This is a genomic window from Sphingobium lignivorans (genome assembly GCF_014203955.1).
GTDB classification, from domain to species: Bacteria; Pseudomonadota; Alphaproteobacteria; order Sphingomonadales; family Sphingomonadaceae; genus Sphingobium; species Sphingobium lignivorans.
This window is the reverse complement of sequence record NZ_JACHKA010000001.1, coordinates 1,694,928-1,710,229: the sequence shown is the minus strand read 5'-3', so window position 1 is coordinate 1,710,229 and position 15,302 is coordinate 1,694,928. Positions and strand designations below refer to the sequence as shown.

Here is a 15,302-nt window from a genome sequence, read left to right as displayed (position 1 = left end):
GCCCCGGAAGAATGGAATTACGCATCAGAATTGAGTCCCTATATTGAAAGTTACAAGCTTGGTGTCGTCGCCTTCTGCCGTAATAAGCGCCTTGGCGATATCAATTCGGAACGGACCGAAGGGCGAATTCCAGTTGACGCCGAAGCCGACCGACACGCGCGGCTTGGGCGTATCGCCCAGATAAAACTCGCGGAAGCCACCCACTTGCGGACCGTAGAGCGTGGTGCCGGTCGGGCAGCTCGCGCCATTGGGTATCGAAGCCAGTGTGCCGTCCGTCGTGTTCTGGCACTGGCGCAGGCCATTTGCGTCATAGATGGGCAAGGTGACAAGCTGCGGCAGGTCGAGCAGACCGCCATTCTCGTAGGTCGGCCGACGCACGCCGAATACGGCACCCGCATCGACGAAGATCGAGGGACGCAGGCCCATGTCGCGCGCGCCGGCGCCCAGCGGAATTTCGATTTCGGCATGGGCGAGATAATAAGCCCGGCCGCCCAGCGCGTCGTCCGACCAGGTACTCCGGCTTTCGTTGACGCCCGTGGGATTGCCCTGCTCGTCATAGATATAGGGCTTGCGAATGATCCGCGGGCCGACGCCCCGGATATCGAAGCCACGCATCTGTGGTTCGCCCAGGAAAAAGCGGTCGACGAGGCGGATCGGATCGCTGCTCGCGCTGCGCGACTTCTCGAACGACTTGATATACCCGCCCTCGCCGCGAAGGGAGAAGATGAACCCCCCGCCCAGTGGCCAGTATTTGTCGGCAGAAATGCGATTGCGGAGATACTGGACGCTTCCCCCGACACCGGCGAAATCCTGGCTGAATGTCAGGCTGTGGCCGCGTGTCGGACGGATGCGGTTGTCGCGCGTGTCATAGATGAGCGAGTAGCCAATGGTGGATGTCGTCCGCCTGCCGATGGCATCGCACAGATACTGCCCTGCCAGCAGCGGCTCGCACTGGAACTGGCCTGGCGTGATACGGTCGCTGTAATAGGTCGATTGATCCAGCGTCACATTGTCGAACGACAGGCCGTAGCGCAGGGCCATCGACAGATATTCGGTAACCGGGATACCCGCCCGCAGCTGGAAGCCGGTGCGTACCTGACTGTAGATGGTGTTTCGGTCGTTGCCGGAGATGTAATTGAAGCTGTTGACATCCTGACGGAAAATATCCGCGCCGACAGCGATGTTCTTGTCCAGGAAATAAGGCTCGGTGAAACCGACGTTCACCGACTTCGAGTAAGTCGAGTAATTGACCGATGTCCTCAGTTCCTGACCCATGCCACGGAAATTGCGCTGGGTGACGGACGCTGCAAGAATGAAACGCTCCAGACTGGAGAAACCCGCAGAAAGCTGAAGCTCGCCGGTGGCCTTTTCCTCGACATTGGTTTCGAGGACGATCCGATCCGGGGCCGATCCGGGCTTCTGCTCGATTTCCAGCCTTTCCTGGAAAAAGCCGAGCGAATTGATGCGATCCTGCGAGCGGCGCACCATGAAGGTGTTGAAGGCGTCGCCTTCGTGCAGGCGGAACTCACGCCGAACCACCTTGTCCTGCGTCAGCGTATTGCCGTTGATGTCGATCCGCTCGACATAGACGCGCGGCGCATTGGCGATGCGGAAGGTAATCGACATCGTCCGGTCGTCCTTGCTCCGCTCGAACTCGGGCTGGACGTCCGCGAAAGCGTAGCCAAAGAGGCCTGCTGTCTGGTTCAGCTGCTCGACCGTGTCCTCCACGGCCTTGGCATTGTACCAATCCCCCTTTTTCATCCGCAGCGAACGGGTCAGACCGTCGGATGAGAGGTCGCGAATGTCGCTGCGAACCGTGACATCGCCGAACTTGTAGCGATCGCCCTCCTCCACCACATAAGTGATGATGAAGTCCTGCTTGTTGGAGGTCAGCTCGGCGACGGCCGAGATCACGCGAAATTCGGCGTAACCCTCGGTGAGATAGAACTGGCGCAGCTTCTGCTGATCGTAAGCCAGTCGATCCGGGTCGTAAGTGGTGCCCGAGGAGAAAAGGCGGAACCAGCGGGACTGCTTCGTCGCCATCTCTCCGCGTAGCCGGCCGTCGGAAAACACGTTGTTGCCGATGATATTGATCTGGCGGACCTTGGACTTGGGCCCTTCCGAGATCTCATAGACGATGTCGACGCGATTCTGGTCGAGCTTGACGAGCTTGGGATCGACGACAGCCGCGAAGCGCCCCTGCCGCCTGTACAGCTCAATGATCCTCGCGACATCGGCGCGCACCTTGGAGCGCGTGTATATCTGCCGGGGCGCCATCTTGATCTCTGGCAGGATCTTATCGTCCTTGAGGCGGCGATTACCCTCGAGGACGATACGATTGATCACCGGATTTTCCGTGATCTGGATGGTCAGCGCACCCTCATTGTCGCGGATCTGAACATCAGAGAACAACTCGCTCGCATAAAGCTCGCGCAGCGCCTCATCGAGCGTGGCACGGGTATAGGAAGCGCCGACACGCAGGCGCGTGTAGGAAAGCACGGTGTCCGGCTCCAGCCGCTGCGCGCCCTCCACCGTGATCGAGCGCACCGTGCCGGTGGGGCTGACAGCGCTGGCCGCCGGCAGGGATGGCGCGGGAGCAGGCGTCTCCTGCGCATGCGCAGGCACTTGCCCCAGCCCGGCGAGCATCGTGCCGCACAGAAGCAATGGCGCGAGGCGACCCTGTGCCGACATTCGTCTAATTTCGCTCAAACCCTGCTTCCTCGCCAGTACCCAAAAACGTCGACCCGATCAGCGATCATGCGCGCTGCTCCTGCCTCAACATATTCACCCAATCAAGCCGGACAGACCCCGCCAGAGACCAAATGACCCCAGATCATTCACTGTCACGAAAACCATCAGCCCAAGCAGAAGCGCCATTCCGGAGCGAAAGGCGATTTCCTGAAACCGAGGGCTGACCGGCCTGCGCTGAATGGCTTCAATCCCGTAGAAGAACAAATGACCCCCGTCGAGCATGGGAATTGGCAACAGGTTGATGAACCCCAAGTTAATCGACACGAGGGCTATGAACGCGATCAGGGCTTCGGGTCCGAGCGCGGCCTGCTCGCCGGAAATCTGGGCAATCTTGAGTGGACCGCCAAGCTCGGAAATCGCTCGCCGGCCGGTGATGATATCCACGAGGCCGTTAGCCATCATGGCGATCAGTTCGCCCGTGCGGCGCAACCCGACAATGGGCGCTTCGGCCAGAGACACATCGCGCTGCACGGATTCAGCGGCCTGGATGCCGATCTGGGCGATGCGATATTCGTTGCCGAAGCGATCCCGCTCGACTCGCGTTCCCAGCGCCAACGGAACTTCCATGACGCGCCCGGCGCGGTCCAGCTCGAGGGTCACTTCCTCGCCCGGCAAACGCGTCATGACAGCCTTGCTCAGCTGCGGAAACAGCTCCACCTTCTCGCCGTCGATCGCGAGGATGCGATCGCCCGGACGCAGGCCAGCCGCATCCGCCGCGCCTCCCTCGACGACCGCGCCGATCCGGGTCGGCGTCACATTCTCGCCGTGGATATAGGCAAAGCCCGCGAGAACAAGCGCCGCGAACAGGAGGTTCACCACCGGGCCCGCGAGGACAATGAGCGCCCGCTGCCAGACCGGCTTTGCCGGAAAGCAGCGCTGCCTTTCCTCCGGGCTGAGCTCGAGCCAGGCAGGATCAGCTTCGCTCGCGACGCCAGCATCCCCGGCGAACTTCACATATCCGCCGAGCGGCAATGCACCGATGCGCCAGCGCGTCCCGCGCTTGTCATGCCAGGCCTTGAGCTCGTGCCCGAAACCGATCGAGAAGGTTTCAGCATGCACGCCGAACCAGCGTCCGACCAGATAGTGGCCCATCTCATGGATGAAGACGAGCGGGCCGATCACCAGCAGGAAAGCGATGATGGTGAAGATGAAGCCTGGGTTGTCAGTCACGTGATGAGCTCCGCTGCCAGGCGCTCGGCGAGATGCCGTGCCGACCTGTCGATCGCCCAGACGTCCTCGATGCCTCGGACCGGCATGATGTCGGTCCGCGCTAGCACGTCTTCCACGATCCGGCCAATGTCCAGAAAACGAATCCGCCCCTCAAGGAAAGCGGCGACAGCCACTTCGTTGGCCGCATTCAGGATCCCGGGCGCGCTCCCACCCGCTTCAATGGCCTCGCGGGCGAGCCGCAGCGCGGGAAAGCGCACCTCATCAGGCTCCTCGAAATCCAGTCGGCCGATGCGGGCGAGATCAAGCGGCTCGCAGGGCGTTTCCATTCTGGCCGGCCAAGCCAGCGCGCTGGCAATGGGCACGCGCATGTCCGGACAGCCCAGCTGGGCGATGGTCGAGCGATCGCGGAATTCCACCATGGAATGAATGATTGATTGCGGATGAATAAGAACGGAGAACCGCTCCAGTCCCACGGGGAACAAGTGCCAGGCTTCGATGAGCTCAAGCCCCTTGTTCATCATCGTGGCGCTGTCGACGCTGATCTTGCGCCCCATCGACCAGTTTGGATGCTTCACGGCTTGCGCCGGCGTCACCTGCGCCATCGCCTCGCGCGACAGCGTCCTGAACGGCCCTCCGCTCGCGGTGAGCGTGATCCGGCGCACAGCATCGATCCCGCCACTCGCGAGGCACTGAAAAATCGCGTTATGCTCGCTGTCCACGGGCAGCAGGTTGGTCCCGCTTTCCTGCGTCGCAGCCATCATGACGTCGCCTGCGGAGACCAGCGCCTCTTTATTGGCAAGCGCCACCGTTCGCCCTTCGCGGATCGCGGCCAGCGTTGGCGCGAGTCCGGCGCAGCCGACAATCGCGGCCATTGTCCAGTCCGCGCCCAGCGCCCCGGCCTCGATCAGGGCTGTGGGGCCGGCGGCTGCTTCCACACCGGTGCCGGCCAGAGCCGAACGCAGATCCGCATAGCGATCACCGTCGGCGATCACCGCATAGCGCGCCCGATGCCTGATCGCCGCCGCCGCGAGCCCGGCAACGTCGCTCCCGGCCGTCAATGCCAGGACCTCATATCGATCCGCCTCACGACCGATGAGGTCCAGCGTCGATTGCCCGACGGACCCGGTTGCACCGAGAACGGAAATGCTGCGGACGGCGCTCACCAGGATATCCTTATCAGCCAAAGCGCCAGAGCGGCAGCAATACTCACCGGCAGAAGCCCATCAACACGGTCGAAAAGCCCGCCATGGCCAGGAATCCACGATCCGCTGTCCTTGACCCCCGCCCTGCGCTTGATCCAGCTCTCGAAAAAGTCGCCTGCCTGCGCGAGCACGGCGATCGCGCCGCCGCACAGAACAAGGAGGAGCGCGCCGATGCCGCCGGAAATGGCATCAGCGTCGAACTGTCCTCCGACCGCGCCTGACAGAAGCGCCGGGCCGGCAAGCATCAAGAGCAAGCCCGACGCGATCATGCCCCCCGCAAGGCCAGACCATGTCTTGGATGGACTGATGGCAGGCGCGATCTTGGGCCCACCAATGGTCCGCCCGACAAAATAGGCCCCGATATCGGTCGCGATCACGGCACCAAGCACCGGCAGGACCATTCCCCCTCGCTCGAGCGCGATGAGAGCCAGAGCGGCGAGGGCCACATAGACGCCTCCAAAAGCCAGCCATGTTGCCCGCGTCGTGCGATCGTCCGGAAAGCGATCGACCATCGTTTTCCATTCCCAGATCAGCAGTGCAGCGCCGACCAGCACGAACAGCCTGAAGAACCCTCCACCCGACCACAGCGCGAGGCCCGCGACCGCCAGCATGACGATGGCGGACCCTGTCCGCACGGCAAGATCAGACCGTGGCGCAGTCGAGGACATCAGAGGCCACCAAAACGGCGATCGCGCTCGGCATAGCTCGCCACCGCCGCTGCCAGCGCGGCTTCATCGAAGTCCGGCCAGAGGGTTTCGGTGAAATAGAGCTCGGCATAGGCCGCTTGCCAAAGCAGGAAATTGGAAAGCCTCTGCTCGCCGGACGTCCGGATAAGGAGATCGAGCGGCGGCAGATCGGCCGTATCCAGCTCGGCCGCGATGATGTCAGGCGTAATGGCCTGGGGATCCAGATCACCGCTCCGCACGCGCTCTGCGAGGCTGCGCATCACGCGCGTCAACTCATCCTGCGAGCCATAATTGAGCGCAACCACCAACGTGGCGCCGGTGTTTCCCGCTGTCTTCTCAACGGCGGCATCGACCATCGCGGCTGCCTCGGGCTCGAAAGCCCTGTGGTCGCCGATGATGCGCAGGCGGATATTCCCCCGATGGATCTCGTCAAGCTCGGCGCGAATGAACTGCTTCATGAGGCCGGTGAGGTCCGCGATCTCCTGCTCGGGACGCTTCCAGTTCTCGGACGAGAAGGCGTAGAGCGTGATGCAATCGATGCCGAGCTTGCTGGCCGCACGCAGAGTGCGACGCACGGCTTCCGCGCCCGCTCGGTGCCCGGCGATGCGCGGAAGGCGCCGGGCCTTCGCCCAGCGGCCATTGCCGTCCATGATGATGGCGACGTGACGTGGCAACGCGGAATGCCCACCTGCGTCCGGCATCGACGCGGCTTCACGCGACAGCTTATGACGCGACAGGATCATCGCCGCCATGCCTCCCCTTGGCGGAGCCACCGGGCCGGTTACTTGCCAAGGATTTCCTTTTCCTTGGCCTGCGCCGCCACATCGATTTCGGCAATGGTGGAATCGGTCATCTTCTGCACCTCGGTTTCGAGGCGCTTTCGTTCATCTTCGCTGATCTCACCCTTCTTTTCGTCGGTCTTCAGATTGTCCATGCCGTCGCGGCGCACGTTGCGGACGGCGATCTTCGCCTTCTCCGCATACTGGCTCGCCAGCTTGGCCAGATCCTTGCGACGCTCCTCGGTCAGATCGGGAATGGGGAGACGGATGTTCTGCCCATCGACGATGGGATTGAGGCCCAGTCCGGCCGAGCGAATGGCCTTGTCGACCAGCCCGACATTGCTGCGATCCCAAACCTGCACGGATAACATCCGCGGCTCGGGTGCGGAGACAGTTGCGACCGTGTTGAGCGCCATGTGCGCCCCATAGACCTCCACAGTCACCGGATCGAGCAGCGCCACGTTGGCACGCCCCGTGCGCAAGCCGGAAAGATCATGCTTCAATGCCTCGACAGCGCCGGCCATCCGACGCTCCAGATCAGCCTTGTCGTATTTTGCCATTGTGCCTCTCCGCAATATGTCCGTCGCGGCAGCTCAGCCGCCGTTGACGATCGTCGAAATACCTTCGCCCGCAAGGACGCGCGCGAGATTGCCCTGCTCGCGAATATTGAAAACGATGATGGGAATGGCGTTGTCACGGCAAAGGGCCACGGCGCTCGCATCCATCACTTTGAGATTCTGGTTGAGGACCTGATCGTAGCTGACCTGGTCGAAACGCTTGGCGGCGGGGACAAGCTTGGGATCAGCATCGTAGATGCCGTCGACCGATGTTCCCTTGAAAAGCGCGTCGCAATTCATCTCCGCTGCCCGCAGGGCCGCGCCGCTATCGGTCGTGAAATAGGGGCTGCCGACGCCGGCTGCGAAAATGACGACCCGCCCCTTCTCCAGGTGGCGCAGCGCGCGCCGCCGGATATAGGGCTCGCAAATGCTCGCCATGGGGATCGCCGACTGCACGCGGGTCGCGACGTCCAGATGCTCCAGTGCATCCTGCATCGCCAGCGCGTTCATCACCGTTGCCAGCATGCCCATATAATCGGCATTCGCGCGATCCATGCCTTTCGCGGCACCCGCCATGCCTCGGAAGATGTTACCACCCCCGATCACCAGACACAGCTCGTAGCCCGCGTCCTTGGCGACTTTCACTTCCCCGGCGACGCGCGCCACCGTGACCGGATCTATGCCGAAGCTCTGGTCACCCATCGCCGCCTCGCCCGAGAGCTTGAGCAGAATGCGCCTGGGAGAAGCTGATGTCATGAAAGCCTTCAATACGGTGCGTAACGTGGGAGCGGCGCGGACCTTAGAGAGCCCGCGCCGCCATGCCAAGCACGGAGAGTTTCCCCGCGCTCAAAGTTGCGAATATCTGATCAGACGCCAGCGGCGGCCGCGACCTCGGCCGCGAAGTCCTTTTCTTCCTTCTCGATGCCTTCACCGAGCTGGAAGCGGACATAATCGGTCAGCTGGATGGTCGTTCCAGCGTCCTTAGCAGCCTTGGCGACGACATCGGCGATGGAGGTCTTGTTATCCATCACGAAGAGCTGCGAGAGAAGAGCATTCTCCTTCGCGAACTTCGCGATGGCGCCGTCCACCATCTTCGCGACGATCTCGGCGGGCTTGCCGGATTCGGCTGCCTTCTCCGTCGCGACCTTGCGCTCGCGCTCGATGATGTCGGCATCGATTTCCTCGGCCTTCAGCGCAACCGGGAAAGCAGCAGCGATGTGCATTGCGATCTGCTTGCCGAGCGGGGCCAGCACATCGGCGCCGGCTGGGCTCTCGAGCGCCACCAGCACGCCGATCTTGCCGAGACCGGGCGCCACGGCATTGTGCATATAATCAATGATCAGGCCCTGCTCGACTGAGACGGCCTTCACGCGGCGAAGCTGCTGGTTCTCGCCGATCGTGGCGATGTTCGCGACGAGCGCGTCCTCGATCGTGCCACCCGCCGGATGCGCGGCAACCTTCAGCGCCTCGGCATCGCCGATGCCGCCGGCTAGTGCGACTTCGGCCGCGGCGCGGACGAAGTTCTGGAACTGCTCGTTCTTCGCAACGAAGTCGGTCTCGCTGTTGACTTCGACCGCAACACCCTTGGTGCCGTCAACCGCGACGGCCACGAGGCCTTCTGCGGCCGTGCGGCTCGATTTCTTCTGCGCTGCGGCAAGGCCCTTGGCGCGCAGCCAGTCGACCGCCGCCTCGACGTCACCGTCGGTCTCGGCCAGCGCCTTCTTGCAATCCATCATGCCCGCGCCCGAACGCTCGCGCAGTTCCTTGACGGCGGCTGCAGTGATCTGTGCCATTCTGTTGGCTCCCATCTGTCAAAAATTTGCACGCCCGTTAGGCAGAACAGGTGACAATCCGATGTCACCTGATCCCTGCCCGGGCGATTCATTCCATCGACCTCTCTCCGGCCGCGCAGACGGCAATGCCCGCTGCAGCGCCGGAGAGAAAACCGAACCTCAGGCCTCGGCCGCGAGCGTTTCCTCGGCCGGGGGCTCATCCATGGCACCCAGATCGATGCCGGCCGCGGAAGCCGCGCCCTGATTGCCCTTCGTCGCAGCCTGCGCGACAGCCTCGCAATAGAGACGGATGGCGCGGCTCGCATCGTCGTTGGCCGGAACCGGGAACGCGATGCCCGCGGGATTGACGTTCGAATCGAGGATCGCGACGACCGGGATGCCGAGCGTGTTGGCTTCCTTGATCGCCAGCTCTTCCTTGTTGGCGTCGATCACGAACATTACGTCCGGAATGCCGCCCATGTCGCGGATGCCGCCAAGGGAGAGTTCCAGTTTGTCGCGCTCGCGCGTCATCTGGAGGACTTCCTTCTTGGTAAAGCCGTGCGTATCGCCGGACAGCTTCTCCTCAAGCGACTTCAGACGCTTGATCGAACCGGAAATCGTCTTCCAGTTGGTGAGCATGCCGCCCAGCCAGCGATGGTTGACGAAATGCTGACCCGAACGACGCGCGCCGTCTGCGATCGCTTCCTGCGCCTGGCGCTTGGTGCCGACGAACAGCACCTTGCCGCCGGCGGCCACGGTCGCCGAGACAAAATCGAGCGCGCGCGCGAACAGCGGCACGGTCTGCGACAGGTCGATGATGTGGATGCCGTTCCGCTCGCCGAAGATGTACGGCTTCATGCGGGGATTCCAGCGGTGGGTCTGGTGGCCGAAATGCGCGCCGGCCTCGATCAATTGGTGCAGGGTGACGACGGGTGCCGCCATGATAGTTACTCCTTCCGGTTGAGCCTCTGGGATCCAGTGACCGCGAAGCGGCACCGGTATATATCGGATCCCATGTGGATTAGGGCCGCGCCCTTAGCCGAGATAAAGCAGCAAGGCAAGAGTTGACAACGAGGGCGAATGAGAACAAAGAGAGATCATACAGGAACAAATGGAAAACATTTGCGCCGCCTGCGCAGAAAGGACGCCTCGATGTTCTATGCTTTCGGATCCCTGCTCTTCATGGCCGCATTGGTGATGGCTCCGACCCTGATGGCCAGGGAATTCGCGCGCAGCTGGCGCCAGGCGCTGGCGGCCCTGCGCACGCTGAACATGGATGGCTGGAGCGGCGAACATGATGGAAAAGGCGCGCAGGTTGCATGCACGCCCCTCGCGCCGGTCAGCCTTCAGGCGGCACCGGTCCGGGCGCGGCAGGTCGCCGCTTAACGCGTCCGTAGCTGATGATGCCCGCCGGAATGAGCGCCAGATAGCCCAGCGTCAGCGCCAGTAGCGCATGCCAGGGCGCGACCATCAGCATGGCGGCGAACACACCGGCCAGCAGCAGCGCGAACATTCGCCAGGCGGGCGGAACGCGCAAGCGTTTCCAGCCCAGAGTCGGCAGGTTCGAGATCATGAGAAGAGCCATCGCCACCACCCACGGCCCGACCAGCCGCCAGTCGCGAAACAGGTCCATCTCCGTAATGAACCAGGCATAAAGTGGCATCAGCGCCAGGCCGGCCCCGGCCGGCGCGGGAACGCCGGTGAGGAAGCCAGCCGCCTTGCGCGGATGCTCGGCGGCATCGATGCTGGCATTGAAGCGCGCGAGCCGCAGGGCGCAGCTCAGTGCCAGCACGAGGCTGACGATCCAGCCGAAGCGAGGCATGGACTGGAGAGACCAGAGATAGAGGATGATGGCAGGCGAGACGCCAAAAGCAATGGCGTCCGACAGGGAATCGAGTTCCGCGCCAAAGCGGCTTTCCCCATGCAGCATCCGGGCGATTCGCCCATCCAGCCCATCAAGCACTCCGGCGAAGATGATCGCCGCGACTGCCCGGCCCCAGTCACCGGAAATACCGTAGCGGATCGCGGTCAGGCCGAAGCAGAGAGCCATGGCTGTCACGGCGTTGGGCGCCACTTGCCGAAGCGTGATGCCCCTGCTGCTCATGCGCTGCGCGAACCGGCGCGGCGGCGGGGTCATGCCGGCGTCTTTCGCTGGGTTGGCAAGCAGAGCGCCGCAAGGCCGTGGCCCACGCTCATTGGAGCACGCCAGTCACGGTTTTCGGGTCACCGATCTGGCCCAGGATCGTCTCGCCGGCGACCGTGCGCTGGCCAAGCACCACCCGCGGGGCCGTGCCGACCGGGAGATAGACGTCCACCCGGCTCCCGAAGCGGATCAGGCCAATGCGCTGCCCGGCCGCCACTATGTCGCCTCGCTTGACGAAGGGAACGATGCGTCGCGCGACAAGCCCCGCGATCTGCGTGAAACCGATGCGCAGCCCATCGCCGCGCTCAACGAGGATGTGCTGTCGCTCATTGTCCTCGCTCGCCTTGTCCAGATCGGCATTGATGAACTTTCCGCTGATGTACACCACGTCCTTGATAACGCCCGAGATCGGCGTCCGGTTCACGTGAACGTCGAAAACGCTCATGAAGATGGATACCCGAACGAGCGGTCCCTCCCCCAGCCCTTCCGGGCCTGCCATTTCCGGCGGGGGCATCACGGTCTGGATGAGCGTCACGAGACCATCGGCCGGCGCGATGATCGCCGATTCTTCCTGCGGAACGGCACGGACGGGATCGCGGAAGAAAGCGAAAACCCAGATCGTGAGCCCCGCCATCAGCCAGGCGAGCACGGACCAGCCAAGCAAGGCCAGCAAGACAGTGATGCCCACCGCGATGGCGCCGAACTTGCGCCCTTCGGGATGAATGCTCGGGAAGCTCCACTTGACTCCGGCGCGCGTGGAAAGGACTGGTTGCGATCCTGAAAATTCTGTTGTCATGCCTTCCAGTCTAGGCACGCCAGCGGCAGCGCACAATCTCTGATCGCCGCCGGGAATGCGCGAGGGGCAGGAGGGCCGTCGCGACGCGCTTTTCCTTCTCGGGTGGTTGATCCTCTTCACCGCTTTGCCTAGAGGCAGAGCAAAGGGCATCAGCCCATTTCCAGCCGACCACCGCTTCCAACAGGGAAAGACCAGGCGCGCATGAGCAAGATCAAGGTGAAGAACCCCGTCGTCGAAATCGACGGCGACGAGATGACCCGAATCATCTGGGAATGGATTCGCGAGCGGCTCATCAAACCCTATCTGGACATTGATCTTCACTATTATGATCTCAGCGTCGAGGAGCGCGACCGCACCGGCGACCAGATCACCATCGACGCGGCAGAGGCCATCAAGAAGCATGGCGTCGGCGTCAAATGCGCCACGATCACGCCCGATGAGGCGCGGGTCGAGGAATTCCACCTCAAGCAGATGTGGAAGTCGCCCAATGGCACGATCCGCAACATCCTGGGCGGCGTGGTTTTCCGCGAGCCGATCGTCATCCAGAACGTGCCGCGGCTCGTGCCCGGCTGGACGGACCCGATCGTCATCGGCCGCCACGCCTTCGGCGATCAGTATCGCGCAACCGATTTCCTCGTCCCCGGCCCCGGCAAGCTGCGCCTCGTCTTCGAGGGCGACGACGGGGAAGTGATCGACCGCGAGGTCTTCAACTTCCCGGGTTCGGGCGTCGCCATGTCGATGTACAATCTCGATCGGTCGATCATCGACTTCGCGCGGGCCTCGATGAACTATGCGCTCGATCGCAAGTGGCCGCTCTATCTCTCCACCAAGAACACGATCATCAAGGCTTATGACGGCCGCTTCAAGGATCTGTTCCAGGAGGTTTTTGACAACGAATTCAAGACGAAGTTCGAGGAAGCTGGCATCGAGTATCAGCATCGCCTGATCGACGACATGGTTGCCAGCGCGCTGAAGTGGAGCGGCAAGTTCGTCTGGGCCTGCAAGAACTACGATGGCGATGTGCAGTCCGACACCGTAGCACAGGGCTTCGGCTCGCTCGGCCTCATGACCTCGGTCCTGATGACACCGGATGGCAAGACGGTGGAAGCCGAGGCCGCGCATGGCACGGTCACCCGCCATTATCGCCAGCACCAGCAGGGCAAGGCGACCTCGACCAACCCGATCGCCTCCATCTTCGCCTGGACGGGCGGTCTCAAGTTCCGTGGCAAGTTCGACGAGACGCCGGAGGTCATCCGCTTCGCCGAAACGCTGGAGAAGGTCTGCATCAAGACGGTCGAGAATGGCCAGATGACCAAGGATCTCGCAATCCTCATCGGGCCCAATCAGGCCTGGATGACCACCGAGCAGTTCTTCGAGGCCATTCGAGCGAATCTCGAGGCCGAGATGAGCAACTGGCAATAAGGGGAGCGATGCCGAGCAGCATCCCCTCTCCCGGCGCACCCCATGAGGATGAAGCGCGTCGCGCGTTCGCTCCCATGGGGTCCGCGACGGCGGTAGCGATCCGCCCATGATCCACGGCCCTTTCGGCAGTCAGGGATACAGTGATGCGCTGGTGATCCTTGGTGCCGCGGGCCTCGTCATTCCGGCCTTCGCGCGCTTCCGTATCAGCCCCGTCATCGGCTTCATTCTGGTGGGCATGCTGGTGGGGCCTTACGGGCTTGGCCAGCTGATCGGCCGTTACCCTGCGCTCTCGCATGTGACGATCGGCAGCTCGTCGGCAATATCCTCCTTCGCCGAGTTCGGCATTGTCCTCCTGCTCTTCTCGATCGGCCTCGAACTATCGTTCAAGCGCCTGTGGTCGATGCGCGCGCTGGTCTTCGGGTTGGGCGCGGCCGAGCTGCTGGGCAGCGCGCTGGTCATCGCCGCCGGTTTCCTGCTGTTCGACAGCTCCTGGTATTCCGCGATCGGGCTTGGCCTCGCCCTCGCCCTCTCCTCCACGGCGCTCGTGCTGCCGATCAGCGGTACGCGCTCGCCCGTGGGCAAGGCCGCCTTCTCGATGCTGCTGTTCGAGGATCTCGCGCTGGTGCCCATCGTGTTCGCGCTCGGTGCCATGGCACCCAATGTGGGCGACGATGGCTGGACAAACCTCGCCACCGTGTTCGTGCAGGGTGCTGTCACGGTCGTGGCCATGTTTGTCGCGGGGCGCTTCCTGCTCCCTCGCCTGTTCGCCCAGGCCGCGCGGACGAAAAGCCCGGAGGTGTTCCTCGCGGCGAGCCTGCTGGTCGTCATGGTATCCAGCCTGATCACTGTCGTGGTAGGCCTCTCCCCCATCGTGGGCGCGCTGGTGGCCGGCCTGCTGATCGCGGAAACCGACTATCATGGCGAGGTCGAGAGCATCACAGAGCCCTTCAAAGGCCTCGCGCTCGGCGTCTTCCTCATCACGGTCGGCATGGGCATCGATCCGCTGGCCCTCATGAGGAGTTGGGACAAGGTCCTGCTTGCCGTCGTGGCAGTGCTTGCTGCCAAGACGATCGTCACCGGCCTGCTCCTCAGGCTGGCCGGGGCGCGACGGGGGATGGCGTTCGAAACGGCAACGCTGATGGCCAGCCCTTCCGAGACGACGCTGATCGTTCTCAGCACAGCCGTCATCGCGGGCCTCATCAGCGCGGATACGGCCGCGTTCTGGCAAATGGTGACGGCCATCGGACTGACGATCACGCCGATCCTGGCCCGGATCGGCCACGACACGGCCCGCCGCATCGAAGCGCGCGCCAGCGATCGTGCGAGCGAGGAGCCAGGGCCGGAAAGCGGCGGCGCCATCATTCTGGGCTTCGGCCGGGTCGGGCGCATGGTGGCGGACCTGCTGCGCACACATGATCAGCCTTATGTCGCGGTCGAGAGCAATATCGACATCGTGGGGCAGGCGCGGCAGGACGGCTATGTCGTGCGCTTCGGGGATGTCGCACGTCCTGACACGCTGGACCGCCTGCGCATCGGCCATGCGCGCGCGCTCATCATCACCATGGACGATCCGGTGCTGGCGGTCCGGGTGACGCGCCGTGTCCGCAGCTGGGCCCCGGACCTGCCGATCATTGTGCGCGCCCGCGATACGGACCACGCCGCCGAGCTGTACCGCGCCGGCGCCAGCGACGCTGTGCCTGAAGCGCTGGAAAGCTCTCTCCATCTCGCCGAGACGGCGCTCGTCGACCTTGGCATTGCGGTGGGGCCCGTCATCGCATCGGTTCACCAGAAGCGAGACGACCTGCAGAAAGCCATCAAGGCCGCCGCGCAGCTGGAGCAAGCACCGCGCCTGCGCCGCTATCGCCTGAGCGAAAGCGGAGAAACGGGCGAGCAGGCCTGACCGGACCTATCCGGGCCAGCCGTCTCGGGCGAGACGGTGCGGATGAACGCTCGCCACCCATCCCCATCAGCCTCGTTTCCGCTGTCCTACAGACCCTCCGTCATGGCAGGCCTGTGGAACCCCT

The 15,302-nt window shown here is 63.3% G+C and carries 14 protein-coding genes; 3 read left to right on the top strand and 11 right to left on the bottom strand.

Annotated features, from left to right (window positions below):
- Positions 1-24: 24 nt before the first annotated feature.
- From bamA to rpsB, 9 genes are all read right to left on the bottom strand, one after another.
- Positions 25-2,691 (bottom strand): outer membrane protein assembly factor BamA, encoded by a 2,667-nt coding sequence (gene bamA / locus HNP60_RS07720; RefSeq protein ID WP_184049498.1) that lies wholly within the window; start codon positions 2,689-2,691, stop codon positions 25-27.
- A 93-nt stretch (positions 2,692-2,784) separates the two neighbouring features.
- On the bottom strand, positions 2,785-3,921 hold the full coding sequence (gene rseP / locus HNP60_RS07715) for an RIP metalloprotease RseP (RefSeq protein ID WP_184152189.1): 1,137 nt from the start codon (positions 3,919-3,921) through the stop codon (positions 2,785-2,787).
- Complete coding sequence (gene dxr / locus HNP60_RS07710) at positions 3,918-5,084, bottom strand: 1-deoxy-D-xylulose-5-phosphate reductoisomerase (RefSeq protein WP_184152186.1); 1,167 nt, start codon at positions 5,082-5,084, stop codon at positions 3,918-3,920. The genes rseP and dxr overlap by 4 nt, the downstream gene beginning before the upstream one ends.
- A complete protein-coding gene (locus HNP60_RS07705) occupies positions 5,081-5,791 on the bottom strand; it encodes a phosphatidate cytidylyltransferase (protein WP_184152183.1) in 711 nt (236 codons plus the stop codon). The genes dxr and HNP60_RS07705 overlap by 4 nt, the downstream gene beginning before the upstream one ends.
- Positions 5,791-6,561, bottom strand: coding sequence for an isoprenyl transferase (locus HNP60_RS07700; RefSeq protein WP_420825222.1), 771 nt, complete (start codon positions 6,559-6,561; stop codon positions 5,791-5,793). The genes HNP60_RS07705 and HNP60_RS07700 overlap by 1 nt, the downstream gene beginning before the upstream one ends.
- 29 nt (positions 6,562-6,590) lie before the next feature.
- Complete coding sequence (gene frr, locus HNP60_RS07695; protein WP_184152180.1) at positions 6,591-7,148, bottom strand: ribosome recycling factor; 558 nt, start codon at positions 7,146-7,148, stop codon at positions 6,591-6,593.
- A 33-nt stretch (positions 7,149-7,181) separates the two neighbouring features.
- On the bottom strand, positions 7,182-7,901 hold the full coding sequence (pyrH, locus tag HNP60_RS07690) for a UMP kinase (protein WP_014075871.1): 720 nt from the start codon (positions 7,899-7,901) through the stop codon (positions 7,182-7,184).
- A gap of 110 nt (positions 7,902-8,011) precedes the next feature.
- Positions 8,012-8,938 carry a translation elongation factor Ts gene (tsf, locus tag HNP60_RS07685; protein ID WP_184152177.1) on the bottom strand — a complete coding sequence of 309 codons (927 nt, stop codon included), beginning with the start codon at positions 8,936-8,938 and terminating at the stop codon, positions 8,012-8,014.
- Positions 8,939-9,097: 159 nt separating this feature from the next.
- Positions 9,098-9,859 (bottom strand): 30S ribosomal protein S2, encoded by a 762-nt coding sequence (gene rpsB / locus HNP60_RS07680; protein ID WP_184049509.1) that lies wholly within the window; start codon positions 9,857-9,859, stop codon positions 9,098-9,100.
- A 210-nt stretch (positions 9,860-10,069) separates the two neighbouring features.
- On the opposite strand from rpsB, the gene HNP60_RS07675 reads away from it, so the two are divergent.
- Entirely contained in the window at positions 10,070-10,303 is a 234-nt protein-coding gene (locus HNP60_RS07675) for a hypothetical protein (protein WP_184152175.1), read from the top strand.
- Here the strand turns inward: HNP60_RS07675 and HNP60_RS07670 are convergent.
- Positions 10,257-11,054, bottom strand: a complete 798-nt coding sequence (locus tag HNP60_RS07670) for a CDP-alcohol phosphatidyltransferase family protein (RefSeq protein ID WP_260394777.1) — start codon at positions 11,052-11,054, stop codon at positions 10,257-10,259. The two genes, HNP60_RS07675 and HNP60_RS07670, sit on opposite strands and share 47 nt — an antisense overlap.
- A 55-nt stretch (positions 11,055-11,109) precedes the next feature.
- The gene (locus HNP60_RS07665; protein WP_184152172.1) at positions 11,110-11,856 is read right to left on the bottom strand and encodes a phosphatidylserine decarboxylase; all 747 of its coding nucleotides are present in this window, start codon (positions 11,854-11,856) and stop codon (positions 11,110-11,112) included.
- A 201-nt stretch (positions 11,857-12,057) separates the two neighbouring features.
- Here HNP60_RS07665 and HNP60_RS07660 point away from each other — a divergent pair, with 201 nt between their 5' ends.
- Both HNP60_RS07660 and HNP60_RS07655 read left to right on the top strand, forming a co-directional pair.
- The gene (locus HNP60_RS07660; protein ID WP_184152170.1) at positions 12,058-13,278 is read left to right on the top strand and encodes an NADP-dependent isocitrate dehydrogenase; all 1,221 of its coding nucleotides are present in this window, start codon (positions 12,058-12,060) and stop codon (positions 13,276-13,278) included.
- A 106-nt stretch (positions 13,279-13,384) separates the two neighbouring features.
- Positions 13,385-15,178, top strand: coding sequence for a cation:proton antiporter domain-containing protein (locus HNP60_RS07655; protein ID WP_184049517.1), 1,794 nt, complete (start codon positions 13,385-13,387; stop codon positions 15,176-15,178).
- The last annotated feature ends 124 nt before the right edge of the window (positions 15,179-15,302 follow it).